This is a genomic window from Aeromonas media (assembly GCF_020423125.1).
Taxonomy (GTDB): domain Bacteria; phylum Pseudomonadota; class Gammaproteobacteria; order Enterobacterales; family Aeromonadaceae; genus Aeromonas; species Aeromonas media.
This window is the reverse complement of record NZ_CP075564.1, coordinates 3884526-3909636: the sequence shown is the minus strand read 5'-3', so window position 1 is coordinate 3909636 and position 25111 is coordinate 3884526. Positions and strand designations below refer to the sequence as shown.

The 25111-nt window shown below is 61.5% G+C and carries 26 protein-coding genes and 1 riboswitch; of the genes, 14 read left to right on the top strand and 12 right to left on the bottom strand.

Annotation, left to right across the window (positions count from 1 at the left end):
* The first annotated feature begins 119 nt into the window (after window positions 1–119).
* The 3 genes from KI797_RS18055 (at window position 120) to ansB (ending at window position 2527) form a co-directional block, all read left to right on the top strand.
* Window positions 120–1082 carry a LacI family DNA-binding transcriptional regulator gene (locus tag KI797_RS18055; RefSeq protein WP_161507533.1) on the top strand — a complete coding sequence of 321 codons (963 nt, stop codon included), beginning with the start codon at window positions 120–122 and terminating at the stop codon, window positions 1080–1082.
* Between the two features lie 62 nt (window positions 1083–1144).
* Window positions 1145–1339, top strand: a complete 195-nt coding sequence (locus tag KI797_RS18050; RefSeq protein WP_042648170.1) for a heavy-metal-associated domain-containing protein — start codon at window positions 1145–1147, stop codon at window positions 1337–1339.
* A 129-nt stretch (window positions 1340–1468) separates the two neighbouring features.
* The gene (gene ansB / locus KI797_RS18045; RefSeq protein WP_161507532.1) at window positions 1469–2527 is read left to right on the top strand and encodes an L-asparaginase 2; all 1059 of its coding nucleotides are present in this window, start codon (window positions 1469–1471) and stop codon (window positions 2525–2527) included.
* A gap of 95 nt (window positions 2528–2622) precedes the next feature.
* Here ansB and KI797_RS18040 read toward each other — a convergent pair whose 3' ends face one another.
* On the bottom strand, window positions 2623–3609 hold the full coding sequence (locus KI797_RS18040; protein WP_161507531.1) for a sodium:calcium antiporter: 987 nt from the start codon (window positions 3607–3609) through the stop codon (window positions 2623–2625).
* Window positions 3610–3697: 88 nt separating this feature from the next.
* Window positions 3698–3805, bottom strand: a riboswitch (yybP-ykoY riboswitch).
* Window positions 3806–4008: 203 nt separating this feature from the next.
* Between KI797_RS18040 and KI797_RS18035 the strand changes: the two genes are divergently transcribed.
* Window positions 4009–4596, top strand: a complete 588-nt coding sequence (locus tag KI797_RS18035; RefSeq protein WP_005330454.1) for a superinfection exclusion B family protein — start codon at window positions 4009–4011, stop codon at window positions 4594–4596.
* Window positions 4597–4659: 63 nt separating this feature from the next.
* Here the strand turns inward: KI797_RS18035 and KI797_RS18030 are convergent, their stop codons facing one another.
* From KI797_RS18030 to KI797_RS18020, 3 genes are all read right to left on the bottom strand, one after another.
* Complete coding sequence (locus tag KI797_RS18030) at window positions 4660–5118, bottom strand: methylglyoxal synthase (protein ID WP_226170441.1); 459 nt, start codon at window positions 5116–5118, stop codon at window positions 4660–4662.
* Window positions 5119–5434: 316 nt separating this feature from the next.
* The gene (gene bfr / locus KI797_RS18025) at window positions 5435–5914 is read right to left on the bottom strand and encodes a bacterioferritin (protein ID WP_041204945.1); all 480 of its coding nucleotides are present in this window, start codon (window positions 5912–5914) and stop codon (window positions 5435–5437) included.
* Window positions 5915–6055: 141 nt separating this feature from the next.
* A complete protein-coding gene (locus KI797_RS18020) occupies window positions 6056–6262 on the bottom strand; it encodes a bacterioferritin-associated ferredoxin (RefSeq protein ID WP_041204947.1) in 207 nt (68 codons plus the stop codon).
* Window positions 6263–6401: 139 nt separating this feature from the next.
* Between KI797_RS18020 and KI797_RS18015 the strand changes: the two genes are divergently transcribed.
* The 6 genes from KI797_RS18015 (at window position 6402) to KI797_RS17990 (ending at window position 13357) form a co-directional block, all read left to right on the top strand.
* Entirely contained in the window at window positions 6402–6716 is a 315-nt protein-coding gene (locus KI797_RS18015; RefSeq protein WP_226170439.1) for an HlyU family transcriptional regulator, read from the top strand.
* On the top strand, window positions 6713–8785 hold the full coding sequence (locus tag KI797_RS18010) for a tRNA(Met) cytidine acetyltransferase TmcA (RefSeq protein WP_226170436.1): 2073 nt from the start codon (window positions 6713–6715) through the stop codon (window positions 8783–8785). The genes KI797_RS18015 and KI797_RS18010 overlap by 4 nt, the downstream gene beginning before the upstream one ends.
* Window positions 8786–9152: 367 nt before the next feature.
* Entirely contained in the window at window positions 9153–10313 is a 1161-nt protein-coding gene (gene coxB, locus KI797_RS18005; RefSeq protein WP_319003230.1) for a cytochrome c oxidase subunit II, read from the top strand.
* A 9-nt stretch (window positions 10314–10322) separates the two neighbouring features.
* On the top strand, window positions 10323–11909 hold the full coding sequence (ctaD, locus tag KI797_RS18000; RefSeq protein WP_161507527.1) for a cytochrome c oxidase subunit I: 1587 nt from the start codon (window positions 10323–10325) through the stop codon (window positions 11907–11909).
* Between the two features lie 9 nt (window positions 11910–11918).
* Window positions 11919–12473: a cytochrome c oxidase assembly protein gene (locus KI797_RS17995; RefSeq protein WP_025328389.1), complete on the top strand. Its 555-nt coding sequence runs from the start codon at window positions 11919–11921 to the stop codon at window positions 12471–12473.
* Between the two features lie 2 nt (window positions 12474–12475).
* Entirely contained in the window at window positions 12476–13357 is an 882-nt protein-coding gene (locus tag KI797_RS17990) for a cytochrome c oxidase subunit 3 (RefSeq protein ID WP_226170433.1), read from the top strand.
* An 8-nt stretch (window positions 13358–13365) separates the two neighbouring features.
* Here KI797_RS17990 and KI797_RS17985 read toward each other — a convergent pair whose 3' ends face one another.
* Entirely contained in the window at window positions 13366–13572 is a 207-nt protein-coding gene (locus KI797_RS17985; protein WP_005330432.1) for a DUF2909 family protein, read from the bottom strand.
* 81 nt (window positions 13573–13653) lie between these two features.
* Between KI797_RS17985 and KI797_RS17980 the strand changes: the two genes are divergently transcribed.
* From KI797_RS17980 to cyoE, 4 genes are all read left to right on the top strand, one after another.
* The gene (locus tag KI797_RS17980) at window positions 13654–14316 is read left to right on the top strand and encodes an SURF1 family protein (RefSeq protein WP_226170431.1); all 663 of its coding nucleotides are present in this window, start codon (window positions 13654–13656) and stop codon (window positions 14314–14316) included.
* Window positions 14313–14801 carry a hypothetical protein gene (locus tag KI797_RS17975; protein ID WP_226170429.1) on the top strand — a complete coding sequence of 163 codons (489 nt, stop codon included), beginning with the start codon at window positions 14313–14315 and terminating at the stop codon, window positions 14799–14801. The genes KI797_RS17980 and KI797_RS17975 overlap by 4 nt, the downstream gene beginning before the upstream one ends.
* Window positions 14802–14871: 70 nt before the next feature.
* Window positions 14872–15888: a COX15/CtaA family protein gene (locus KI797_RS17970; protein ID WP_226170427.1), complete on the top strand. Its 1017-nt coding sequence runs from the start codon at window positions 14872–14874 to the stop codon at window positions 15886–15888.
* Window positions 15885–16790, top strand: a complete 906-nt coding sequence (cyoE, locus tag KI797_RS17965) for a heme o synthase (protein WP_226170425.1) — start codon at window positions 15885–15887, stop codon at window positions 16788–16790. Before KI797_RS17970 ends, cyoE begins: the two co-directional genes overlap by 4 nt.
* A 75-nt stretch (window positions 16791–16865) precedes the next feature.
* On the opposite strand, the gene KI797_RS17960 is transcribed toward cyoE, so the two are convergent.
* From KI797_RS17960 to nhaC, 7 genes are all read right to left on the bottom strand, one after another.
* Complete coding sequence (locus KI797_RS17960) at window positions 16866–18296, bottom strand: gamma-aminobutyraldehyde dehydrogenase (RefSeq protein ID WP_226170424.1); 1431 nt, start codon at window positions 18294–18296, stop codon at window positions 16866–16868.
* 29 nt (window positions 18297–18325) lie between these two features.
* Window positions 18326–19141 (bottom strand): ABC transporter permease, encoded by an 816-nt coding sequence (locus KI797_RS17955; RefSeq protein ID WP_319003265.1) that lies wholly within the window; start codon window positions 19139–19141, stop codon window positions 18326–18328.
* A 7-nt stretch (window positions 19142–19148) separates the two neighbouring features.
* Window positions 19149–20117 (bottom strand): ABC transporter permease, encoded by a 969-nt coding sequence (locus KI797_RS17950; RefSeq protein ID WP_226170420.1) that lies wholly within the window; start codon window positions 20115–20117, stop codon window positions 19149–19151.
* Entirely contained in the window at window positions 20114–21127 is a 1014-nt protein-coding gene (locus tag KI797_RS17945) for an ABC transporter ATP-binding protein (RefSeq protein ID WP_029302107.1), read from the bottom strand. The genes KI797_RS17950 and KI797_RS17945 overlap by 4 nt, the downstream gene beginning before the upstream one ends.
* A gap of 74 nt (window positions 21128–21201) precedes the next feature.
* Window positions 21202–22347, bottom strand: a complete 1146-nt coding sequence (locus KI797_RS17940) for an ABC transporter substrate-binding protein (RefSeq protein ID WP_226170418.1) — start codon at window positions 22345–22347, stop codon at window positions 21202–21204.
* A gap of 197 nt (window positions 22348–22544) precedes the next feature.
* Window positions 22545–23468: a LysR family transcriptional regulator gene (locus KI797_RS17935; RefSeq protein ID WP_226170416.1), complete on the bottom strand. Its 924-nt coding sequence runs from the start codon at window positions 23466–23468 to the stop codon at window positions 22545–22547.
* Window positions 23469–23573: 105 nt separating this feature from the next.
* Window positions 23574–24983: a Na+/H+ antiporter NhaC gene (gene nhaC / locus KI797_RS17930; RefSeq protein ID WP_226170413.1), complete on the bottom strand. Its 1410-nt coding sequence runs from the start codon at window positions 24981–24983 to the stop codon at window positions 23574–23576.
* Window positions 24984–25111: the final 128 nt, after the last annotated feature.

The following is a 25111-nucleotide window of genomic DNA, read 5'->3' as shown; positions in this document are numbered from 1 at the left end:
AGCTGGCAGGGGGTGGCGATGGCCACCCTTTTCCATTTGTCTCAGCAGGCAAACCTTACCGGCGGGTGCTGGCCTATGTTAGGATGAACTTCTGTTAACCGGTTACCGTTGATGAAGCCATGGCCAATATTACCGATGTATCGCGCCTTGCGAATGTATCCAAAGCCACCGTCTCCCGCGTCCTGAGTGGCTCGCGCGGCGTGCGTGAAGAGAGCCGGTTGGCCGTGCTGCAAGCCGCCGAGCAGCTGAATTTCCGACCCAATGCCACGGCCCGCTCCCTGGCGACCCAGGCGACGGATTGCGTGGGCATCATCCTCTCCCCCCAGCTTGGCAATCGTCTGGCCAGCATGCTGCCGCTGCTGGAAGGGGCCTTGGCCAGGGCGGGAAAGAACATGCTGGTGCGCTTCGCCGATGGGGCGCAGCAACAGCAGCAGGCGGTCGATGAACTGCTGGGAGGGCGTTGTGACGGCGTGCTGGTACTCGGTACCAAACAGCCTCTGAACCCGGACTCGCGCCTCATTCAGCTGGATGGGGTGAGTGAGAGCGACAACCTCAATCTCTGCTACGACCTGACCTTCGCCACCGAGAGCGCCTGTCGCTTCCTGCTCGGCAAGGGCCATCGCCAGCTGGTGCTGATGCTGGATGACAAGAGCTCCCCTGCGGGAAAGAGCGCCATTCAAGGCTATCAACAGGCCCTGCAGCAGCAATCTCTGCCCTATAACAGCCAGTTGGTGATCGATGGCACCGACAACCAGCAGGCGCTGCTCGGCCTGCTCAACCGCTACCTGCCCTTTACCGCACTGGTGGTGCAGCAAGATGCCCAGGCTGCCGACGCCATGCGGCTGTTGCGCGAGTTCAACCTCCATATCCCCCAGGATGTCTCCGTCATCAGCCTGGAAGGCTCCGCCCTGGCGAGCCAGTTGACCCCACCGCTGACCTGCATCGAGTATCCGAGTGAACGGTTGGCCCAGGAGAGCGTGCGGGTGTTGCAAGCGCAACTGGCACAGAGTCTGCGACCGGCCGATGAACAGCAGAAATTCCAGGGGCGTCTGGTGGTGCGTGAATCCGTGGTGGCCCGCTAGGGCTTGACCTTGCCGCGAGCGCCAGCTTTAGGCTGAGGGCACATCAACAGAGGAGATATCCCATGACCATAGAACTCACCATTTCCGGCATGTCCTGCGGTGGCTGTGCCGCCAGCCTGCAAAAAGCCCTGCTGGCCCAGAGTGCCGTCAGCCAGGCTCAGGTGGATTTTGCCAGCAGCAAGGCCATCATCGAGAGCGAGCTGAGCAGAGCCGAGTTGATCGCGCTGATCGAAGCCAAGGGCTTCAGTGCAAAGTGATTTATCCCTATATGGGTAAAAATCAGACCAATATTCTGCTTACTTCTTTTTATTGGTGAGAGTGATCACTTAAATTTGGTTTAAAAAGGATAAAAATGCTGCAGTTTCCCCATTCAAAAGGACTGCAGCATGACCCTCCCTATCCGCAAGACCCTGATCGCCACCGTACTCGGCCTGACCCTCTCTCCCCTGGCCATGGCCCTGCCCAGCGTCCATATCCTGGCCACTGGCGGCACCATCGCCGGTGCGGGACAGTCCGCCACCCAATCCAACTATGAAGCAGGCAAGGTGGCCATCGAAACCCTGATCGCCGCCGTGCCCGAGATGAAGAACGTGGCCGAGGTGCAGGGTGAGCAGGTGGTCAAGATAGGCTCCCAGGACATGAACGACGAGGTGTGGCTCACGCTCGCCAAGCGGGTCAACGAGCTGCTGGCCAAGGACGACGTGGACGGCATCGTCATCACCCACGGCACCGACACCATGGAAGAGACCGCCTACTTCCTCAACCTGACCGTCAAGAGCGACAAGCCGGTGGTGCTGGTCGGCGCCATGCGTCCCTCCACCGCCATGAGTGCCGATGGCCCGCTCAATCTGTATAACGCCGTGGTCACCGCCTCCGACCCCGGCTCCAAGGGCCGTGGCGTCATGGTCGCCATGAACGATACCGTGCTGGATGCTCGCGATGTCACCAAGACCAACACCACAGGGGTGCAGACCTTCGCCGCCCCCAACTTCGGCCCGCTCGGCTACATCCACAACGGCAAGATCGACTACCAGCGCAGCCCTGCCCGTCTGCACACCAGCAAGACCCCGTTTGACGTGAGCAAGCTCGACAAGCTGCCGCAAGTGGGCATCGTCTACAGCTACGCCAACGCCACCGACCTGCCGGCCAAGGCCATGGTGGATGCCAAGTTCGACGGCATCGTCAGCGCCGGGGTGGGCAACGGCAACCTCTACCACAGCCTGTTCGACACCCTGGCCAAGGCGAGCAAGGATGGCATCCGGGTGGTGCGCTCCGCCCGCGTGCCGACCGGTGCCACCACCCTGGATGCCGAGATCGATGATGCCAAGTACGGCTTCGTGGCCGCCGGCACCCTGAACCCGCAGAAGGCACGTATTCTGCTGATGCTCTCCCTGACTCAGAGCAAGGATCCTGCCCAGATCCAGCGCTGGTTCCAGCAGTTCTGATCCCGGGGCTTAACCCACTAACATACACCCATGAAAAAAGGGCAGGATCGGATCCTGCCCTTGCTCATGGCGTCATCTTCACATAGAGCGCGCCGTCAGCTCACCATCAGCCAGCCGCAGAACCCCAGGTACACCAGCCCCACGCAGGCCAGCCTGCCCGCCGTCATCCGCCCACGACTGAAGCCCCACCACAGCAGTGCCACCGCCAGTAGAGTCACCAGCGAGGAGACCATCATGGTGCTGTCGAGCAACCAGGGGGTGAACAGCAGGCAGAACGCCTTGGGAATGGTGCCCTGGATCATCATGGCCCCCGAGATATTGGCCAGCGCCAGCCGGTGTTTGCCCTGCCGCACCCAGATCAGCACGTTCATCAGCTCCGGCATCTCGGTTGCCACCGGGCTCAGCAGCAGGGCCGCCAGCACGGGAGAGAGGCCGAACAGCTCGCCCATACTCTCCAGCTGATGAACGAACAGCTGGGCCGCCAGCGCCACCACCACCAGCGCTACCAGGGTCTGCAACAGCACCTTGCGAAGGGCCGGGATCTTGGCCTCGGGATCCAGCTTGAGAGGCTCTGGCAACTCGACCTCGTGGCTGTCGGTCTGTTTCAGCTCGCGCCGCACATAGACCAGATAAACCAGCACGAACAGCGGGGCCAGCCAGGTTTTGCCGGTGAAGGCCACCATACCGAGGGCCACCGCCATCAGGAAGATGCCGGCGAACCAGGCCTGATCCCGGCCAATCTCGCGCTGTACCTCGCCATCTATGACCCTGTGTTCACGGCTCATGCACAGCAGCAGGGTCACGCCGACGGCGGCATAGCCTATGGTGGAGAGCACCAGGGGGCCACCGAGGGCGGCGCCTATCCCAATCTGCTGCTGGGCGGGGGCATCCCCCATCAACAGCGCGGTCAGGGTGACGATGCATTCGGGCAAGGCAGTGCCGAGGGCCGCCAGCAGGGAGCCGGTGGCGCTTTGGGATAACTTGAAGTGATGGCCGGTCCATTCGATACCGTTGACGAAATATTCGCAGGCCAGGTAGATGGTGACTGCAGAGAACAGGAATAACAGCAGGGTGATCAACATAATAGGCAACCGCCAGGCGAGCAGAACAACCGATGGACCCGATACGGCTCGCCCGGCTGGCTTGCGTATCGAGGCCAAAGGTCTTGCAGAGCGATAGATGTTATCGCCGCTCATGCCATGGACCGGCAGATCCAAGAATGTTGACATGAGCCCTGCCCGGATCTCGGGCGGGTTGCTACTCCCCAATGACAGTGCGGGATTTTTACCAAGAGATGGGGCGCCCCACAAGGAAAATGGCGGCTCATCCCCCCGGCAAGTTGTAAGGGGATGTAACCAGCCCACCCAGCAAATCCCTCGGATCTGCCCATAGAGATCCTGAACCCGTCCCAAAACCCTCGCCTTGGCACAGGCCTTGCTATGAGTTGACTACTGTCCACATTGACTTGGGAAGGGTGAACGATGAAACGGTGGATCCAACATTTTTACCAGCTGAATCGCCTCAACTGGCTAATGGTCTGGCTGCTGCTCTGCTGCAGCATCATACTGCTGTTCCCGGCCGGGCTGATGAAAGGCGCCGTGAGCCAGTGGGCCACGGTCCACGCCGCCTGGCTGGGGGTCGGCATGCTGATCGCCATCTCCTATTTCTGCAGCCAGGGTTTCCTGATTGCCTGGGAATGGGCCTGCGAAGAGTGGCAATCCCGCCGTCAGCAGGATCAGCTGGCCCAGATGATAGGTTTCCTCGACTTCAACGAGAAGGCTGTGTTGCGGGAGTTCGTGCTGCAACGGAAAAGCGTCATAAACCTGCCGATCACCGAGCCCGCCGTCAAAAACCTGATGGATGCCGGGGTGCTGACCTATGCCTATGGCAAGCCGGTGCGAGAGAAGGAGGACGAAAACCAGATCCGCGCCCTGATGATTGCACTGCCGGCACGGCCGCTGCTGACCTACAAGGTGCTGGGGTTGTCGCGCGGCAAGATGAGCGACGAGCAGGTGGAGCAGATCATGAACGCCAGACCCAAGTTCGCCCAGAAGAGCTTCCAGCGCTGAGCAATCACCATCCTTCATACAAAAGAGCCGGACACTGTCCGGCTCTTTGCTATCTGGCTGGGGCTACTCGGTTCTTGCCTTGAGATAACCGGCGTAGTCGGGCACCTGTACGCTGAATGCCTGCTGCATGTGCGGGCTGTCCATGATGAAGTCCGCCGTCGCTTCGTTGGTGGCGACCGGGATGTTCCAGACCGCCGCGAGACGCAGCAGCGCCTTCACGTCCGGATCGTGTGCCGCGGCATTGAGAGGATCCCAGAAGAAGATCATCACGTCGATCCTGCCCTCGGCGATCAGGGCGCCGAGCTGCTGATCGCCGCCCATGGGGCCGGAGAAGAGGCAGGTGATGGGGAGTTGTGCCTGCTTGCCGAGCAGGGTGCCCGTGGTGCCGGTCGCATAGAGGTGGTGGAGCTTGAGCTCCTCCTTGCGGCGTAGCACCCAGTTCAGCAATGGGGCTTTCATGTTGTCGTGAGCCACCAGGGCCACCCGCTTGTGGTGGGCCATCTCACGTGCAATCAATTCCATGGAGATCATCCGTAGCAAAGTGATGGAAATAGGGCCGTATCTTAATCGAAAGCGGCGCGTGCTGCTTTGCCCTGGATCGTAACTGTGATCACTGCAATGGTTCAATCCGGCTTGGGGCAGCGCCTCGTTCGCCGGATCCGGCGGTGCGTCCCGTTCCGTGAAGGGGGTTGGCTGACTTGGGGAAACAACCCGGTTGGCCACCTGCCTGGCAGGCAGTAACGTCCGTATATTTCAAATTCATGCATGCGCTTGAAGCTGGCGGCCCAGAAAAAACCCGCCTTGGCGGGTTGGAGGCAGATCATGATGACATCCGCACTCAGGATGATTCTGAATGAAGCTGGGATTGCTGGTAATTTTCCAGACCGATACGGGCGATCAGGTCGAGCTGGGTTTCCAGCCAGTCAACATGCTCCTCCTCGTCTTCCAGGATATCCTGGAACAGATCGCGGCTGACGTAATCCTGCACGGACTCGGCATAGGTGATGGCCACTTTCAGGTCGGGAATGGCATCCATTTCCAGTGACAGATCACAACGCAACATCTCCTCGACGGTCTCACCGATGCGCAGCTTGCCCAGATCCTGCAAGTTGGGCAGCCCTTCCAGAAACAGCACTCGCTTGACCAACTCGTCGGCATGTTTCATCTCATCGATGGACTCATGATATTCCTTGTGCCCGAGCCCCTTGAGGCCCCAGTCATCGTAGATGCGGGCATGCAGAAAATATTGGTTGATGGCAACCAGCTCATTGGCCAGCACCTTGTTGAGGTGGGCAATGATTTTGGGATCTCCTTTCATCGACATTACTCCTCATGTTCGAGCCTAGGGCACCGATCACTAGAGCTTAGTCGAGAAAAATGCCCATAAAAAGATAGCGAATAGGCCCCCCAGAAAGGGAGAGCCTTCGCTTGATGAGGTGAGGTGTCTGGAAGAGACGCTTCAGGCCACTTCGTAATAAAGGGGCGCCTGCTCCGACTCCATCTTGTCGACTTCGGCGGCAATGATCTCCATCGCCATGCGCACGCACTTGCCACATTGGGTACCGACTTCCAGCGACTGTTTCAACTGTTTGAACTCGGTCTTGCCTGCCTGTACCGCCTTGCGGATCTGGTTATCTGTGATGCCGCGGCACAAACACACGTACATATTAATGGACCTCATGCTGGAATGAGATGAAATCTAAATGAGAATGGTTCGTAATGCAAAGAACGAATGGTAATAAGATCCCCTGCTTGCCAGTGATTCCCCCCTTGAGGAGAATACAACCATCAGAGAGGAGACCAAGATGCTCAAGAAACTATTCAATGCCCTGTTCAAAGAGCAACCTGCCCAGATAGTCGATGTCACGCCCACCGAATACGCCGGTTATCTCATTTATCCCGAACCCATGGCGGAAGGGGGGCAGTTCCGGCTTGCAGGACGCATCACCAAGGATGTGGATGGCGCCCTGCAAACTCACCGCTTCATCCGCTCCGATCTGTTCACCAACCCAGCCGACGCCGAGCGTTTCATGGTGCAAAAAGCCCATACCTTCATCGATCAGATGGGAGAGCGCATGTTTGAGCCACGGGTGAAGCCGGGCGACAGATCAGCCTCATGATCCCAGCCGAGGTGGATCTGTTGCGCCAGCGTCTCGCTCACGCCGGTGAGCGTCGACTGATCTGGCTGGAAGGGATCGAAGCCGATTGCATCACCCGCGCCGAACCTTTGCTGGGGGAGATGGTCTTCTGGCTGGGAGATGGCCCCGAGCACCATGGACCATTGCCCGCTGCCAAGGCGCTACAACGGCTCGGTCAGGAGTGCGATACCCTGGTGTTCAACGCCTTCAGCGGCTTTCATCCCGATGCCTTCGGCGCCTTGGCGGGCACGCTGCGCGCCGGTGGCCTGCTGCTGCTGCTGACGCCTCCCAGAGCGGCGTGGCCAGCCTATCCGGATCCCGACAGGTTGCGGCTGGTCGCCCAGCCCGAGGATGCCAAGCGGGCGGGTCATGGTTTTATCGCCCGCCTGGTGCGGCTGCTGACAGGGGACCCGGCCCTCTCCTTGAGCCCTCCCGTCGGCGTCGAGCCCTGGCGTCCTCTTGACGCAAGCCGGCCACTCAGTGCCGATCAAGCCCGTGCGCTGCCGGCCATCCACAAAGTATTGCATGGTCATCGCCGTCGTCCGCTGGTGCTGAGCGCTGATCGTGGCCGTGGCAAGAGTGCGCTGCTGGGTCTGGCCAGCGCCGATCTGCTGCGCCAGGATCCCGGCCTGCAGATAGTGGTGACGGCTCCCGCCCAAGCGACGGTCGCCACGCTCTTTGCCCATGCCTCGGCGGCGCTGGCAGACACGCCTGAGCGGCTGGCGGGGCTGACCTATGTGTCGCCAGACCGAGTCGCTCAAGGGGATGTGCAAGCGGATCTGCTGCTGGTAGATGAGGCCGCCGCCATTCCAACTCCACTGCTGGAGGCCATCCTGGCCCATCACAGCCGCATAGTGTTCGCTACCACCGAGCACGGCTATGAGGGGACGGGGCGTGGCTTTCATCTGCGTTTCAAGCGGGTGCTCGATAGGCAGACCCCGGATTGGCAGGAGCTGCATCTGGCTGAACCCATCCGCTGGAGCCAACATGATCCGCTGGAGCCGCTGATCTTCCGGTTGCTTGGCCTCAATGCCGACATGGTGGCACCTCAACCTCCGAAGACACCGAGCTGGCGACGGCTGGCGCAGGAGGCGCTGGCCGGGGATGAGGCCCTGCTCAATCGGGTGTTCGGCCTGCTCGTCCTGGCCCATTATCAGACCAGTCCCAGCGATCTGCGGTATTTGCTGGAGAGCCCGGACCTAGACATTCACCTGCTGGAGCAGGAGAGGGAGTTGCTCGGTGTTGCCCTGGTGGCTCGGGAAGGCAACATAGCGCCAGCGCTGGCTCATGATATCTGGGCTGGGCGACGACGTCCCCGCGGCCATCTGCTGCCCCAGTCGCTGCTGGCACACGCCGGTTTCATCACGGCAGGGGAGCGCACCTATGCCAGGGTGATGCGCATTGCCATCCATCCCTCCTTGCATCGTCTGGGACTGGGTTCTTTGTTGCTGGCTCAGCTGGAAACACACTACCGCACGCAGGGATACGACTATCTGGGGTCAGCCTTCTCTGCCAGTCCTGATTTGCTGCCATTCTGGCTCAATGCGGGGTTGACGGCATTGCGCATCGGCCTGCAGCGAGATGCGGCCAGTGGCAGCCATGCGGCCTTGTTGCTCAAACCACTTAAAGCGGAACTCGATTCGGAACTGGCCCAATGGCGACGGCGCTTCGTGAGCCAGTTGCCCACCCTGCTGGCAGGAGAACTCAAGAAGCTGGATCCCGAGCTGGTCTGGTTATGTCTGAGAGGGGGCGTGGTAGCAAAGGGGCCCGCTCTGGATGAGTTCGAGTATCAGGAGCTCGATTGCTTTGCCCATCATCACAAGCCGTTCGAGCTGTGCCAAGCCAGCCTGCAACGCTGGCTGGCCAGTCGGTTGACTGTGCTGGATGAACTGCTTCCCGACGAGCGTCGGCTGCTGATTGCCCCCATCTGGCAGTATGTGGACTGGAATGAGTTGGCAAAGACGTTGGGGGTTGCCGGCAAACCTGCACTTATCAAGATGCTGCGCAGCCTGCTGGCCCGGCTATTGGACAAACCGGCACCCATGACCTGACGACGGACGACATGGCCGCGGCGGTGCGAGATGACACCTGCGGTCGCTATTAGAACAAGGGGCCTGTGTGGCCTCTTCTCTTTTGTCGAGCGGCCCTGGCCGCTCGCTACCGGACATGTCCTGTGATTGCGCCGTTCAGGACGATGCCATGGGGCAATGGCCGCCGCCAGCATCCCCTCCTTCTACCCTGGATAGGGCGCCAACTGCTCTGACGAGTCCCTCATCGGCTGGCATAACTTTGGTTTTTTCAGAATATGGACTAATACTTGAGTGTGACTGAACGTTTAATAAATGCATTATTTTCAGATGGTTAGCTTTTAAGTTGTCAATGCCTGCCATCTTTTCTAACGTGCACAGGGAGTGCAATGTGGGAAAAAATGCAATCAACCATGGCGCATGGATGGTGTGGCTCGCCAGCAGCAGTGTTTCCGCCAACGACATCACATTCAACATGACACGCGGGGCGACCGCCATCAGCCAGCAGGTGTATGACCTGCATATGACGATCTTCTATATCTGCTGTGCCATTGGACTTATCGTCTTCGGGGCCATGCTCTGGTCCATCGTCCACCACAGAAAGTCTCGCGGCGCCAAGGCCGCCCAATTCCACGAGAGCACCCGCATCGAGCTGCTATGGACGGCCATCCCGGTGCTGATCCTGGTCGCGATGGCGGCACCGGCGACCTCGACACTGCTGAAAATGGAGGATACCTCCAAAGCCGATCTCACCGTGATTATCACGGGTTCGCAATGGAAATGGCATTACAAATACCTCGAGCATCCGGTGGCGTTTTACTCCTTGTTGGCGACCAGCAAGAAGCAGATCTCGGGCGACGAACCCAAGAGCGGCACCTATCTGCTGGAAGTGGATCAGCCTCTGGTGTTGCCCGTTGGCAAGAAGATCCGATTCCTGATGACCTCGGACGATGTAATTCATTCCTGGTGGGTGCCCGCCTTCGCGGTGAAGAAAGATGCCAATCCCGGTTACATCAACGAATCCTGGACCCGCATCGACAAGGCTGGCACCTACCGGGGGCAGTGTGCCGAGCTGTGCGGCAAAGACCACGGCTTCATGCCCATAGTGGTGGTGGCCAAGCCGGCCGGGGAGTTCGATGGGTGGATCGCAAAGACAGCGGCAGACCAGGCAGCTGCCAAGGCCCGGCAGCAAGACCTGGCCAGCCAGACCATGACGCTGTCGCAGGCCATGGAGCTGGGTGAGAAGGTGTTCCTGGGGCATTGCGCCGCCTGCCATCAGCCCGCGGGTACGGGCTTGCCCGGCATCTTCCCGGCCCTCAAGGGCAGCAAGGTGGCGACGCTGCCAGAACACAGGGCCCAGCACCTGGACATAGTCCTGCATGGCAAGAGCGGGACGGCGATGCAGCCCTTCGGCAAGCAGCTGACGGCGCAGGAGCTCGCCGCCGTCGTGACATACGAGCGCAATGCCTGGGACAACAAGACCGGTGATGTCATTCAGGCTGCAGAGGTGCAGTCCCTTCTGAACCCAGTCGAACCAAACAAGGACAAGTGAGGCGCCAGCATGAGTGATGGAATCACGGATACCCTGCACAGCGAGCACGCCCACCAACCTGCATCGGGCCTGAAACGCTGGTTATACACCACGAATCACAAAGATATCGGCACTCTCTATCTGTTATTCGCCCTGACCATGTTCTTCACCGGTGGCGCCATGGCCATGGTCATTCGGGCCGAGCTGTTCCAGCCCGGTCTGCAACTGGTCGAGCCCCTGTTCTTCAACCAGATGACCACGGTACATGGCCTCATCATGGTCTTTGGCGCCGTGATGCCCGCCTTCACCGGTCTCGCCAACTGGCTGATCCCCATCATGATCGGGGCCCCGGACATGGCATTGCCCCGGATGAACAACTGGAGCTTCTGGATCCTGCCGTTTGCGTTTCTGATCCTGCTGTCGAGCCTGTTCATGGAGGGTGGTGGCCCCAGCTCGGGCTGGACCTTCTATGCCCCCCTGTCCACCAAATACAGCGGCAACAGCACGGCGCTGTTCGTCTTCGCCATCCACATCATGGGTATCTCCTCCATCATGGGAGCCATCAACGTCATCGTTACCATCTTCAACCTGCGGGCGCCGGGCATGGGCTGGATGAAGATGCCGCTGTTTGTCTGGACCTGGCTAATCACGGCTTTCCTGCTCATTGCTGTCATGCCGGTTCTGGCTGCGGCGGTGACCATGGTGCTGACGGACAAGTATTTCGGGACCAGCTTCTTCGACGCGGCCGGGGGAGGGGATCCTGTGATGTTCCAACACATCTTCTGGTTCTTTGGCCACCCTGAGGTGTACATCATGATACTGCCGGCCTTTGGCATCGTTTCCAGCATCATTCCCACCTTCTCTCGCAAGAAACTGTTTGGTTATCGCTCCATGGTCTATGCCACCAGCAGCATCGCCTTGCTCTCCTTCATGGTCTGGGCTCACCACATGTTTACCACTGGGCTGCCCGTGGTCGCCGAGCTGTTCTTCATGTACGCCACCATGCTGATAGCGGTGCCGACCGGGGTGAAGGTATTCAACTGGGTTGCCACCATGTGGCGGGGATCACTGACGTTCGAGACCCCCATGCTGTTTGCCATTGCCTTCATCACCCTGTTCACCATAGGCGGCTTCTCGGGGTTGATGCTGGCAATGATCCCGGCCGATTTCCAATATCACGATACCTATTTTGTCGTGGCCCATTTCCATTATGTGCTGGTCACCGGCGCCGTCTTCTCGATCCTGGCCGCCGCTTATTACTGGTTGCCCAAATGGACGGGACACATGTATGACGAGCGACTCGGGCAGTGGCATTTCTGGTGCTCGCTCATTTCGGTCAATGTGCTCTTCTTCCCCATGCATTTCGTCGGTCTGGCAGGCATGCCCCGCCGCATTCCGGATTACGCACTGCAGTTTGCCGACTTCAATATGCTGATCAGTCTCGGCGGTTTCGCCTTCGGGCTGTCGCAGTTGCTGTTCGTCTGGGGGGTGATCAAGTGCATCAGAGGAGGCAGGCAGGCTAGCAATCAGGTGTGGGAAGGGGCGGAGGGGTTGGAGTGGACGCTCTCATCCCCCCCTCCCTACCACAGCTTCAAGACCCCGCCAGAGGTGCGGTAAGGAGGCCATATGGCTCAGGTCAATCACGGTCCCCTGCTCAGAAAGCTGGCCCTGGTGGTGCTTGTCATGTTTGGGTTCGCTTTTGCACTGGTGCCGCTGTATGACGTCTTCTGCAGGATCACCGGCCTCAACGGCAAGACTGCAGTACAGCCTGCCACGGCTGAGCGGGCGGTGATCGACAGCAAACGGACCATCCAGATCGAGTTTCTTGCCCATGCTGACACCCAGATGCCGTGGCAGTTCAGCGGCGAAACGGCGCGGTTGTCGGTGCGGCCGGGTGAGATGAAGCTGGTCAATTATCGGGTGTTCAATCCCACCGATCGCACCATGATTGGTCAGGCGGTGCCGTCGGTCTCGCCCGGTCCCGCCGCCGCCTATTTGAAGAAAGTGGAGTGTTTTTGCTTCAACCGTCAGGAGTTGCAGGCGGGGGAGAGCAAGCTGATGCCGCTCAAGTTTTATGTCGACCCCGATTTGCCCGACAACATAAACACCATCACGCTCTCCTATTCACTCTATGACATCACTCAGTCCACCCCAGCCCCGACGCTGGCGCAGAGGAAATAATCATGGCCAAAGTGAACCAGACGTATTATGTCCCGGACCAGAGCCGCTGGCCCATCATAGGGGCGGTGGCCTTGTTTTTCCTGGCTTTCGGAGCAGGGCATCTGGTCAATGAAGTGGCGAGCAAGCAGGATGGGGTCGGCCGGTATTTGATGATGGCTGGCGTTGCCTTGCTGGTTTTCATGCTGTTTGGCTGGTTTCGTCACATCATCCAGGAGTCCATGACCGGGCTCTACAGCGCCCAGATGGATCGCTCCTTCCGGCAGGGTATGGTCTGGTTCATCTTCTCCGAAGTGATGTTCTTCCTGGCCTTCTTCGGGGTGCTGTTTTATGCCCGCCAGCTTGCGATGCCCTGGTTGGACGGCGCGGGCAACAAGGCGATGACGGCACAGTTGCTGTGGCCGGATTTCTCGGCGCACTGGCCCATGGTCAAGACTCCGGGAGGGACCACGACCCAGGCCATGCCCTGGCACGGTATCCCCCTCATCAATACCCTGATCCTGCTCGGATCCTCCGTCACCCTGCTGTTTGCACATACCGGCCTGGAAAATGGCAAACGCAGTCGTCTCAAGGGAATGCTGCTTGTGACCGTACTGCTCGGGTTGGCGTTCCTCTGGCTGCAAGGCTATGAATACCTGCATGCGTACCGGGATCTGGGGCTGCGACTGGACTCCGGCATTTACGGCAATACCTTCTTCATCCTGACCGGATTCCATGGCTTGCATGTCACCCTGGGGACTGTATTCCTGCTGATCATATGGCTGCGGATAGTGCTGAAGGATCACTTCACCGCCGAGCGCCACTTCGCCTTCCAGGCCGCGGCCTGGTACTGGCACTTCGTCGATGTGGTCTGGCTCTGCCTCTTCGTGTTCGTCTACCTCCTCTGAGGCCGGGATCAGTAAGGGCGCGGGTTGGGCTCCAGCCAGCCCATCATCAGGGAGAGCAGCAGGATGACGACCACCAGCAGGGAAAAGAACACCCGGCGCCCCAGCGGGGCCGACATCTTCTGGGGGTGACCCGTGGTCATCATCAACCAGAGGGCATGAAACAGTTGTCCTATGATGAGCAGCAGCATCAGTACCAGCACTATCTTGATCAACATGTTGGAGCCCTCCGTTATATGCATGACATGGCAACATGGGATAAGCAGCGACCATGGCATCACAGGCGCTGGATCGTACTGATGTTCACTCTGGTTGTGACGGCCGGTTTGTGCAAGCTGTCGCTCTGGCAGTGGCAGCGTGGGATGGAGAAAGAGGCCTGGCTGGGGCGGATGGCGGTGGCACAGCAGGTGGCGCCACTGACGCTTGCCCGGATCGACTGGCGCAATCTTCAATCACTGGATGGCTTGTCACTGGGAGGGGCGGTCGAATGGGTGTCCCCTCATGTCTGGCTGCTGGACAACCAGGCGGTGGCGGGCGAGATCGGCTATGACATCATCATACCGGTACGCGCCGGTGATGCCCGTCCCTTGTTGCTGGTCAATCTGGGCTGGGTGCCTGCACCCGCCAGCAGGCAGCAACTGCCAAGGCCCGTCATCCCGGCAACTCTGGAGCTCGATGGTCTGCTGCGCACGACCCCCGGTGGCGTCTTGCTGGGTCAGAACATCGAATCCGGCCCCTATCCTAACCGGCTGCAGTCCATCAGGGTGGATGCCCTGAGCGAGATCCTCGGTTCACCCCTCGCCGATGCCGTGTTTTATCAAAGGCACACACCCTTCCTCTATCACTACCAGCCGAATGTCATGCCGCCCGAGAAGCACAGGGCATATGCAGTGCAATGGCTTGGGCTGGCCCTGGTGATGCTGGTGGGGGGCCTGGTGCTGACAAGGAGGTTGTCCTCATGAGCTCATGGCCAAGATGTAAGGTACCTGTCCTCTTTGCGCTGGTGATACTGCTGCCTGTGGTGCTGGCTGCGCTGACCCTGAGGCAGGGCTGGTATGAACCCGGCACCCGCAACAAGGGGGCCTGGCTGGATCAGGAGGTCTATCTGTTGCAACCACTCCCGCCCCATCAGAGCAAATGGCGGCTGGTCTATCTGGCCGCCCGGCGCTGTGAGGCGCAATGTCAGCAGGTGCCCGAGTTGATGTCGCGGATCCAAAGCGCCCTAGGCCGCAACCTGGACAAGCTGGATCTGGTGCAACTGACCGATACGCCACCGCGCGGGGTGAACGGAGCTGTGCGGGCGGGCGATATGATGCTGGTGGACTCGCAAGGGCTGGCCATCCTGCGCTACGAGGTCCCGGCCAGCACGGCGGCGTGGCCGCAGCTTGGCAAGGCAGTGCTGTCGGATCTGCAGCAACTGCTCAAGTATCAGCGAGGCGTGCAATGAAAGCGCACCTGAGGACTGTATTGTGTGTCATGTCGCCATCATCCGGATGCAGGCGTCAGCGAGGTGCCGTATGAAGATACAGAAGCGGCTGGCATCGATCGCTATCGCACTGGCGGTACTGGTCATCGTGCTTGGGGCCTATACCCGACTGACGGATGCCGGGCTGGCCTGCCCCGATTGGCCCGGCTGTTACGGCTCCCTGGCCGTCCCCCAATCCGTGCATATGGAGCGGGCGGCCCAGCTCTACCCGGACACGCCGCTGGAGCCCCACAAGGCGCGCAGCGAGATGGTGCACCGCTACTTCGCCGGTGTGCTGGGTGGCGTGATTGCGCTGCTGTTCGTGCTGAGCTGGCGTGCTGGCGGTCGTCTGCGTCGGCTCTCTGGGGCCTTGCTGGTGCTGGTGGTTGGGCAGGCTGCGCTGGGCATGTGGACGGTGACGCTGGCGCTGCACCCTCTGGTGGTGACCAGCCACCTGCTGGGTGGGTTCGCCATCCTGACTCTGCTCTGGCTCTACCGGGCCGAGCTTGCGCGCTTCCCCGCGAACGCGCCCGTCTGCCGCGGTCAGGGCTTGCCCTGGCTCGGCAATGCGGCCTGCGGCGTGCTGCTGCTGCAGATAGCGCTGGGTGGCTGGACGTCGGCGAACTATGCGGCCATGGCCTGTGTCGAGTTGCCTCTCTGCCAGGGGAGCTGGCAGGCGCAATTGAACTGGGAGGAGGCCTTTCATCTGCCGCTCGGCCACGCCAGCTATGAGTTCGGGGTGCTGAGCAAGGAGGCGCGCCAGACCATCCATATCGCCCATCGTCTGGGAGCCCTTGCCACCGCCCTGCTGGTGGGGGGCTTTGCCCTCGATCTGATCCGCCAGGGAGCCCCGTTGCGCTTCCTGGGGGGGCTTTTGCTGGTCCTGTTGCTCGTGCAAATTGCCTTGGGGCTGGCGAACGTCCACCTGGCCCTGCCGCTGGCAAACGCCCTCACGCACAACCTGGTGGCGGCGCACCTGCTGGTGTGTTGTGTGCTGGCCCGTGGGCGGCTCTCTCGTCCCCGGCTTTCCCCCTTGCTGTCGCCCGAGGCGATCAGGAGTCAGACATGAACAGCAAGCCCTTGACACGCCTCATCGACCTCCGGCTGCTGCGGGATTATTACCAGCTGACCAAACCCAAGGTGGTGGCCTTGCTGTTGCTGACCGCCTGGGTCGGCATGCTGCTGGCCGAGCCGACCCAGGCCTCCCTGGACGAGATGGTGCTGGGGCTGGCGGGGATTGGGCTGCTGGCGGCCGGGGCGGCGGCCATGAACCACTCTCTGGATCACGGCATCGATGCCCAGATGCGCAGAACGCGCTGGCGACCGGTCGCCATGGGGCGGATCGGGCCCAAGTCTGCGATGGCGTTTGCACTCTGGCTGGCGTTGATGGGCTTCGTCCTGCTCTATTGGGGCGTGAATCCCCTGACCGCCTGGCTGACCCTGGCCAGCCTGTTTGGCTATGCGGTCGTCTATACCCTGCTGCTTAAACGGGCCACGCCACAGAACATCGTGATCGGCGGGCTGGCGGGCGCCATGCCACCGTTGCTGGGCTGGACCAGCATCACAGGAGGACTCTCGGCCGAACCCTGGCTGCTGGTGATGATCATATTTACCTGGACACCGCCCCACTTCTGGTCCCTGGCCATTCACAGACGTGATGAGTATGCCGGTGCGAACATTCCCATGCTGCCCGTCACCCACGGCATAGCATTCACCAAGACGGCCATACTGCTCTATCTGCTGATCCTGACCCTGGTCTGCCTGCTGCCCTACCTGATCGGCATGTCCGGGCTGCTTTATCTGATCGGCAGTCTGGCGCTGAACCTCGGGTTCTGCTGGCATGGCTGGTTGCTGAAGTATTCGGATCGCCCCGGTCAGGCGATGCGCACCTTCCGCTTCTCCATCTATCACCTGATGTTGCTGTTCGGTCTGCTTATTCTGGATCACCACTGGCTGTGGCGGCTGTCGTAGGGGGAGGTATTTGGCAGGGGATTTGGGTCGTTGTTTACGCATTCAGGCTGGCCCCGGGGCCAGCCTGAATCATTTCTAGAGCTTGACCATGATGTGGCGCGGTACAGTGTAATCCTCCAGCGCGTAGAGGGAGAGATCCTTGCCGTAACCGGACATCTTCATGCCGCCGTGGGGCATCTCCGAGGTGAGCATGAAGTGGGTGTTGATCCAGGTGCAGCCATATTGCAGGTGGCTGGCCACTTTGCTCGCCAGACTCAGATCCCGGGTCCAGACCGAGGAGGCGAGGCCGTAGTCCGAATCGTTGGCCCACTGCACCACCTGTTCGGCGTCGCCAAAGCGGGTCACCGACACCACGGGGCCGAATACCTCCCGGCGCACGATTTCATCCTCCTGACGGGCATGGGCTATTAGGGTCGGCTCGAAGAAGAAGCCGTTGCCGGGGCGGATCTTGCCGCCAGTGGTCACCTCCACGTGGCCGCTGCTCTGGGCCCGCTCCACGAAGCTGGCGACCCGGTTGCGCTGGCGGTCGGAGATGAGCGGCCCCATCTCCACCCCCTCTTCACGCTGGCTCCCCACCTTGATGGAGGCCACGGCCTCCGTCATGGCGGCGACGAACTTGTCGTAGATCTTGCCCTGGGCATAGATGCGGCAGGCGGCGGTGCAGTCTTGCCCGGCGTTGTAGAAGCCGAAGGTGCGAATGCCCGCCACCACGGCTTCCAGATCCGCATCGTCGAAGATGATGACGGGCGCCTTGCCACCCAGCTCAAGGTGGGTGCGCTTCATGGTGCGGGCGGCGCTCTGCAGTATCTTCTGGCCGGTGGCGATGTCACCGGTGAGCGACACCATGCGCACCAGCGGATGTTCCACCAGCGGCGCCCCCACGCTCTCGCCCCGGCCGCAGACGATGTTGATGACGCCGCGCGGGAAGAGCTCGCTGGCGAGCTCGGCGAGGCGCAGGGCGGTGAGCGGGGTCTGCTCTGAGGGTTTGAGCACCACCGTATTGCCGGCCGCCAGCACGGGGGCTATCTTCCAGGCCGCCATCATCAGCGGGTAGTTCCAGGGGGCTATACTGCCCACCACCCCGATGGGATCGCGGCGGATCATGCTGGTGTGCCCCTCGATATACTCCCCCGCCAGCGGTCCCTGCAGGCAGCGGGCCGCTCCGGCGAAGAAGCGGAAACAGTCCACCACCGCAGGCAGCTCGTCATTGAGCACCGCCAGATAGGGCTTGCCGCAGTTGAGGGACTCGAGCGCCGCGAACTCCTCGGCATGGCGCTCTATGGCATCGGCCAGGCGCAGCAGCAGGGTGCTGCGCTGGGCCGGGGTGGTGCGGCTCCACTGGGTGAAGGCGCGCTGGGCACCGTTGACCGCCCGGTTCACCTGCTCGAACGAGGCTTCTGGAACCGAGGCGAGAAGCTCCCCGGTGGCCGGGTTGAGAATGGGCTCGGCCTGGCCGTCACCAGTCACGAACTGGCCGTCGATCAAGAGTTGGGTAGAGAATTTCATGGTTGCATCCTTGCGCAGGCGTTGAGTCGTTATTTGCCACTGCCGGCGACGTCCTGGCCGTCGCGGGTGAGGTAGTAGGCAAGCAGAATGGGAATGGTGGTCACGGCCACTATGATGAGGGCCACCACGTTGGTGACGGGCCTATCCCGTGGACGGATCAGCTCCTGATACATCCAGATGGGCAGCGTGGTCTGCTGGCCCGCGGTGAAGGTGGTGACTATCACCTCGTCAAAGCTCAGGGCAAAGGCCAGCATGCCCCCCGCCAGCAGCGCCGTGGCGAGGTTGGGCAGGATCACGTAGCGCAGGGTCTGGAAGCCGTCGGCCCCGAGATCCATCGACGCCTCGATCAACGACTGGTTGGTGCGGCGAAAACGGGCCAGGGCGTTGTTGTAGACCACCACCACACAAAAGGTGGCGTGGCCGATAACGATGGTCCAGAAGCTGAACGGGATCTCCATCAGGCCGTAGGCAGAGCGCAGCGCTATACCGGTGACTATGCCGGGCAGTGCGATGGGCAGCACCAGCAAGAGCGACACCACCTCCTGACCGAAGAAGCGGCTGCGGGCAATGGCCCCTGCCGCCAGAGTGCCGAGGATCATGGCCGCCAGGGTGGCGAGCCCGGCTACCTCCAGCGACAGCTGGATGGCGCGCCACACGTCGGGGCGGTTCAGGGTCACCTCGAACCACCTGAGGGTTAGCCCGGGGGGCGGGAACTGGTAGCTCTTACTCTCGCTGGTGAAGGCGTAGAGGAAGATGAAGAGGATCGGGAAGTGCAGGAACAAGAGGCCGCCGATGGCCGCGTACCTGAGCAGGCCGGAGGGCTGGCTGCCATGATCCTGTTTTATTGAGGTATTAGAGAGCATCGAAGGCTCCCAAGCGTTTCGCAATGGTCAGGTAGATGGCGATGATGAGGATGGGCACCAGCGAATAGGCGGCGGCGAAGGGCAGGTTGCCCGCCGTGCCCTGCTGCATGTAGACCACCTGGCCTATATACATGGTCGAGTTGCCTATGATGCCGGGGATGATGTAGTCCCCGAGCGTCAGGGAGAAGGTAAAGATGGATCCCGCCACCACGCCGGGCAGCGCCAGCGGCAGTATCAGGGTGCGAAAGGTCTGGGCGGGTGTCGCCCCCAGATCGCTGCTCGCCTCCAAGAGGGATCGCGGAATACGCTCCACCGCCGCCTGAATGGGCAGGATCATGAAGGGCAGCCAGACGTAGACGAAGACGATGAAGGTGCCGAGCCGCGAAAACGACAGCGAAGGGCCGCCAATCACCGGCAGGGAGAGGATGGCGTCCAGCAGCCAATCCAGCCCCAGGGTGTCTGCCAGCCAGCTGATGACCCCCTCCTTGGCCAGGATCAGCTTCCAGGCGTAGACCCGCACCAGATAGCTGGACCAGAGTGGCAGCATGATGCCGACGTAGAACAGAGCTCGGGTCTTGCCGCTGGTGTAGCGCGCCATGTAGTAGGCGATCGGAAAGCCGAGCAGGGCGCAGGCCAGGGTTACCAGCAGCGACATGCCGACGGTGCGCAGGATCACGTCCAGGTTCTCTGCCCGCAGCAGGGCGACGAAGTTCTGCAGTCCCAGTTCGTGGCGGATCTGGCCGCTGAATTCGTCCAGCCCGAAGAAGGCGTTGGAGAGCAGCATCAGCAGGGAGCCGACATAGATGATGCCGAGCCAGAGCAGGGGTGGCCCGAGCAGGATGGCCAGCAACAGACCCGGCCGCCCGTAGAGCAGGGTGGAGAGGCGCCGCAGCGGCCGATAGGAGAGGGGGGCAGTGGGTTGGCTCATGGCAAGGCTCGCACTGTGGGGGGCGCTCATGGTTGAGCTCCCTGAGGGGCGGTGTGCAGGCGATGGATCGCCTGCTCCGGCCAGCTGAGGCTGACCCGGGCGCCACGGGGCAGGCGGGCCTGGCCCTCGTTGGGGTGGTTGACGATGAGCTCGAGCTGCTCGCCGAGATCGACCCGGTAGCGCACGAAGGGGCCGAGGTACTCCACCTCGCGCACCTCACCAGACCAGCCCGGTGTGCCGGCCTCGGCAAGCCGGATCCGCTCCGGGCGCACCATCATCTGCCGCGCATCGCCGCACAGACGGCGGGCCTGCTCCCCCTCGAACAGGTTGACGGTGCCGACGAAGCGGGCGACGAAAGGGGTGGCGGGGGCGTCGTAGATGGTATCCGGCGCGGCTATCTGCTCGATCTTGCCCTGATTGAAGATGCAGATGCGGTCGCTCATGGAGAGCGCCTCCTGCTGGTCGTGGGTGACGAAGATGAAGGTGATGCCGAGCTGGCGCTGCAAGGCTTTCAGTTCGAGCTGCATCTGCTCGCGCAGCTTGAGGTCGAGCGCCCCGAGCGGTTCGTCCAGCAGCAGGATGCGCGGCTGGTTGATCAGTGCCCGGGCGATGGCGATGCGCTGGCGCTGGCCGCCGGAGAGCTGGCCGGGCTTGCGGTTGCCGACGCCGGGCAGGCGCACCAGCTCCAGCATCTCGTCCACCTTGCGGTAACGCTCCGCCTTGGCGACGCCCTTGAGCATCAGGCCATAGCCGATGTTGTCGCGCACATCCATGTTGGGGAAGAGTGCATAGTCCTGAAACACGGTATTGAGGTTGCGATCGTAGGGGGGCACGGTGGAGCAGGGCTCGCCGAACAGCCGGATCTCTCCCTCGCTTGGGTATTCGAAGCCTGCGATCATCCGCAGGCAGGTGGTCTTGCCGGAACCGCTCGGCCCCAGCAGGGTGAAAAACTCGCCGGCCGGGATCTGGAAGGAGATGTCATCGACCGCCTTCACCTCGCCATAGTGGCGGCTGACCCGGTCAAATTGTACGGCGTTCATGGGACGTCCTTGTCTGTGTGGGAAAAGGCCGGACTCCTGTCCGGCCCGCCGGGTAGTGCGTTGTCAGCTCAGGCTCAGCGACCACCCAGGATGGCGATATAGTCCGAGACCCAGCGATAGTAGGGCACACAGATTCCCTGGCTCTTGCACTGGGAGACGGGGGTACGCCAGAAGTGAACCCGATCGAAGTTGTCGATGCCGTTGGTCTTGCAGCCCTCTTTCCCGAGCAGGGCGTTGCCCTCGCAGGCGGCGGGCACCACGGGCACGGAGCCGAACCAGGAGGCGAGATCCCCCTGCAACTTGTTGTTCAGGGAGTGCTCCAGCCACTTATAGGCACAGGTGAGGTTCTTGGCCTCGTTGTGCACCATGCTGGTGTCGGCCCAGCCGGTGACGCCCTCTTTGGGCACAGTCGTGGCGATGGGCTGCTTGTCGGCGATCAGGGTATTGGCCTGGAACGGCCAGGAGCCGGAGGCCACCACCCCCTCGTTCTTGAAATCATCTATCTGGACAAAGGCGTCGTGCCAGTAGCGCCCCACCAGCTGGCGCTGCTTGCGCAGCAGATCGAGGGAGGCCTTGTATTGCTCCTCGTTCAGTTCGTAAGGATCCTTGATGCCGAGCGCGGGCTGATGGGTCATCAGATAGAGGGCTGCATCGGCAATGTGGATGGGGCCATCGAATGCTTGTACCCGCCCCTTGTTGGATTTGCCGTCCGGCAGGGTCTGCTCCTCGAACACCACACTCCAGGAGTCGGGCGCCTTGGGGAACACCTTGGTGTTGTACATCAATATGTTGCCGCCCCACTGGTAGGGCACGCCATAGTGCTTGCCATCTACCGTGTGCCAGGGAGCATTCTGCAGGCGGGGGTCTATCTTGCTGTAGCTCGGGATGAGCGCCAGGTTGAGTGCCTGCACCTTGCCCCCCGCGATGAGGCGCAGGCTGGCGTCGCCGGAGGCAGTCACCAGATCGAAGCCCCCTTCGTTCATCAGGGCCACCATTTCGTCCGAGGTGGCGGCCGTCTTGACGCTGACCTTGCAGCCGGTCTCCTTCTCGAAGCCGGTTACCCAGTCATAGTTCTTGTCGGTCTCGCCGCGCTCCACGTAGCCGGCCCAGGCCACGATATTGAGCTGGCCTTCACCCTTGCCGAGTTCGGTCGGGGCGGCCTGGATCTGGCCTGCCAGCAGGGCAGGGATCAGGGCCAGGGTCAGGGGGGTCAGTTTCATCTTGCTCTCCTTGCATGAACTGGAGCCATGCGATACCGCAATGGCACTTAACATCCTGTTAACCAGTCATGAGCGTAGGAGAAGGCAGTGGGAATGAGAATTTCAATTTTTGACGCCAGAGGTATCTGCCAAATCTATATCGAGTGCAGATGAATCTTTTTTTGATGGCGGCGCGGTGATCACCCTGAGGGCGCTGGCTAGCGGGAGACCGGCTGGCGGGCCCGCAGCCGGCTCTGATCCCGCGCTATGTCGATGAACTCGCGGGCGGTCCAGTCGAGCCGCGAGCCGCGCCGCCACACCAGGCCGATGTCGATGGCGGGGATGGGCTCCTTGATGGCGCGGGCCTCGACCCGCTCCTGCTCCAGCGACCAGGGGCGGTAGGCAAAGTCCGGCAGCAGGGCGAGCCCGAGTTGGCTCGCCACCAGGCTGCGCACCGCTTCCACCGAAGCGGTACGCAGCACGATGCGCGGTGCTATGCCATAGCGACGCAGGCCGCCGCCGATGATCTGATCCAGCTGATCGGCGGTCAGCGAGATCATGGGCTCGTCACCCAATGCTTTGAGGGAGAGGGTCGATTCGGCGCAGAGGGGGTGGTTGGCGGCGAGCCAGAGCCGCAGTGGCGAGCGGGTCAGTAGCTCGGTATCGAACGCCTCCTGGCGTATGGTGCGGTTGGTCATCAGGATCCCCACGTCCACCTCGCCGTTGACGATCTGATGCTCCAGAAACGGCTGCTCGTCTTCCTTCACCTCGATGCGCACCGCCGGAAAGGCGCGGCGAAAGCGGCCTATGGCCTCCGACAGGTAGTAACCGGCCACCAGCGTCGTCACCCCTATGGTGAGCTGCCCCTGATCCTGCTGGGCCACCGCCTTGAGGGACTGGCCGGCTTCGGTCATGGCGCCGAGAATGCGCCTGGCATGGAGCAGAAACTGGTGGCCCTGGGCCGTCAGGGTGACGCCACGCGGGTTGCGCTCGAACAGGGCCGCGCCGAGTTCGGTCTCCAGCTCGCGGATGGCGCTGGTGACTGCCGACTGGGATATGTGCAGCTCGGCGGCGGCGCGGCTGACCGAGAAGCTGTCGGCCACGGCCACGAAGTAACGGATCTGGCGAAAGGTAAAATTCATCTGGGCATCCTGCCACGGGCGACGAGGTTGGTTGCCAGCTTAACCCCGAACTTCCCCCAAGCAAAAGGCGCCGTGATGGCGCCTTTGTCATTATTTTTCCTGCTGTTAGCGGGAGCTGGCCGCCTCTATCACCGGCACCCGGTTCACCGCCTTGCCCAGATAGGCGAGGGTGATGGTCACTATGATGCAGGTGAAACTGAGCCACATGTAGGGCAGGTAGTCGAGGGTGGCCACCCCCAGCACCGCGGCCATGAAGATGCCGTTGTCGCTCCAGGGCACCATGCCGCAGGTGAGGGTGCCGCCGAACTCGGCGTTGCGGGAGAGGTTCTTGCGTGCCAGTCCCAGCCGGTCGTAGTTCTTGGCCATGATCTTGGGGGTCAGGATCAGGGACACATACATGGCAGAGCCGAACACGTTGGCCAGGAAGGCGGTGCCTATGGTGTGGCTGGTCAGGCTGCCGACGCTGTTGATGCGCTTTTCGAAGGCACTGGCGATCACCGCCAGTATGCCGACCTTCTCCAGCAGGCCGCCAAAGCCCAAGCCGAAGATGATGACGGCCACCGAGCCCAGCATGGACTCCATGCCGCCGCGACCCAGGATGTTGTCGATGAAGTCGACGCCTGAGGTGATGGCGAACGGGCTGTAGGCGGAGTGCATCGCCTTGACCGGGTCCATGTCCTGGAAGGCGATGGCCCAGACAAGGCCGAGCAGGGCGCCGAAGCTGATCACCGGGAAGGCGGGTTTGCGGTTCGCCAGCAGGCCCAGCACCAGCACCACCGGCACAATGGCCAGCGGGGTGATGTTGAACTGCTTGTCGAGCGCCTCCATCACCAGGTTGACCTGCTCTAGGCTGACGTTGCCGGAGTACTGCATGCCGACCACGGTGAACAGGGCGGCGGTGATGACGTAGGAGAACAGACTGATGGGCAGCATCCCCTTGATGTGTTCCACCACATCGACGTTGGACATGGTCGAGGCCAGTACTACGGAGTCGGAGAGCGGGGAGAGCTTGTCACCGAAGTAGACGCCGGAGAGCACGGCACCGGCCACCAGGGGCGCGGGCACCCCAAGACTGTGGCCGATCCCCATCATGGCGATCCCCGCCGTGGCGGCAGAGCCCCAGGAAGTGCCGGTAGCCAGCGAGGTGAGGGAGCAGATGATCAGGGTCGCCAGCAGGAAGATGGAGGGGTGTATCACCTTGAGGCCGAAGTAGATGATGCTGGGGACTATGCCGCCGGCGATCCAGGTGCCCACCAGGGCACCGACGGAGACCAGTATCAATATGGCCCCCATCCCCTTGGCGACGCCGTCGACGGCCGCCTGCTCCAGAGACTTGTAATCATGGCCTAGCCGGATGCCGAGCCCCATGATGACGAACCAGGCGATGAACAGTGCCAGCTGGATCGGCAGATCGAGCACGCTGGTGAACGAAAAGGCCAGGGCCAGGAAAATGGCCAGGCAGGCAAACACCTGCACCATGCCAGGCAATCGGATGTGGTTTTGTTGGTTTTGCATAGATACTTCCTAAACTCTTGCTCGCCAAGGTCGGTCCCTCTCGTCCTGTGGATACACGTATCCCGAGGGGCCGGCCCAAAAAGAGGCCGCAATCTACCACAAACCCGGGGCGCAAAATCCCAACTTAT

Bases quoted from the DNA above. Each gene is read 5' to 3' on its own strand.
- KI797_RS17945 (WP_029302107.1), bottom strand. From the start codon at position 21,127: ATGAACGCCGTACAATTTGACCGGGTCAGCCGCCACTATGGCGAGGTG.
- KI797_RS17980 (WP_226170431.1), top strand. From the start codon at position 13,654: ATGTTCACTCTGGTTGTGACGGCCGGTTTGTGCAAGCTGTCGCTCTGG.
- KI797_RS18055 (WP_161507533.1), top strand. From the start codon at position 120: ATGGCCAATATTACCGATGTATCGCGCCTTGCGAATGTATCCAAAGCC.
- KI797_RS17950 (WP_226170420.1), bottom strand. From the start codon at position 20,117: ATGAGCGCCCCCCACAGTGCGAGCCTTGCCATGAGCCAACCCACTGCC.
- cyoE (WP_226170425.1), top strand. From the start codon at position 15,885: ATGAACAGCAAGCCCTTGACACGCCTCATCGACCTCCGGCTGCTGCGG.
- KI797_RS18050 (WP_042648170.1), top strand. From the start codon at position 1,145: ATGACCATAGAACTCACCATTTCCGGCATGTCCTGCGGTGGCTGTGCC.
- KI797_RS17975 (WP_226170429.1), top strand. From the start codon at position 14,313: ATGAGCTCATGGCCAAGATGTAAGGTACCTGTCCTCTTTGCGCTGGTG.
- KI797_RS18030 (WP_226170441.1), bottom strand. From the start codon at position 5,118: ATGGAATTGATTGCACGTGAGATGGCCCACCACAAGCGGGTGGCCCTG.
- KI797_RS17990 (WP_226170433.1), top strand. From the start codon at position 12,476: ATGGCCAAAGTGAACCAGACGTATTATGTCCCGGACCAGAGCCGCTGG.
- nhaC (WP_226170413.1), bottom strand. From the start codon at position 24,983: ATGCAAAACCAACAAAACCACATCCGATTGCCTGGCATGGTGCAGGTG.
- KI797_RS17960 (WP_226170424.1), bottom strand. From the start codon at position 18,296: ATGAAATTCTCTACCCAACTCTTGATCGACGGCCAGTTCGTGACTGGT.
- ctaD (WP_161507527.1), top strand. From the start codon at position 10,323: ATGAGTGATGGAATCACGGATACCCTGCACAGCGAGCACGCCCACCAA.
- KI797_RS18020 (WP_041204947.1), bottom strand. From the start codon at position 6,262: ATGTACGTGTGTTTGTGCCGCGGCATCACAGATAACCAGATCCGCAAG.
- KI797_RS18010 (WP_226170436.1), top strand. From the start codon at position 6,713: ATGATCCCAGCCGAGGTGGATCTGTTGCGCCAGCGTCTCGCTCACGCC.
- KI797_RS17970 (WP_226170427.1), top strand. From the start codon at position 14,872: ATGAAGATACAGAAGCGGCTGGCATCGATCGCTATCGCACTGGCGGTA.
- KI797_RS18015 (WP_226170439.1), top strand. From the start codon at position 6,402: ATGCTCAAGAAACTATTCAATGCCCTGTTCAAAGAGCAACCTGCCCAG.
- KI797_RS17935 (WP_226170416.1), bottom strand. From the start codon at position 23,468: ATGAATTTTACCTTTCGCCAGATCCGTTACTTCGTGGCCGTGGCCGAC.
- KI797_RS17985 (WP_005330432.1), bottom strand. From the start codon at position 13,572: ATGTTGATCAAGATAGTGCTGGTACTGATGCTGCTGCTCATCATAGGA.
- KI797_RS18040 (WP_161507531.1), bottom strand. From the start codon at position 3,609: ATGTTGATCACCCTGCTGTTATTCCTGTTCTCTGCAGTCACCATCTAC.
- ansB (WP_161507532.1), top strand. From the start codon at position 1,469: ATGACCCTCCCTATCCGCAAGACCCTGATCGCCACCGTACTCGGCCTG.
- KI797_RS18035 (WP_005330454.1), top strand. From the start codon at position 4,009: ATGAAACGGTGGATCCAACATTTTTACCAGCTGAATCGCCTCAACTGG.
- KI797_RS17995 (WP_025328389.1), top strand. From the start codon at position 11,919: ATGGCTCAGGTCAATCACGGTCCCCTGCTCAGAAAGCTGGCCCTGGTG.
- bfr (WP_041204945.1), bottom strand. From the start codon at position 5,914: ATGAAAGGAGATCCCAAAATCATTGCCCACCTCAACAAGGTGCTGGCC.
- KI797_RS17940 (WP_226170418.1), bottom strand. From the start codon at position 22,347: ATGAAACTGACCCCCCTGACCCTGGCCCTGATCCCTGCCCTGCTGGCA.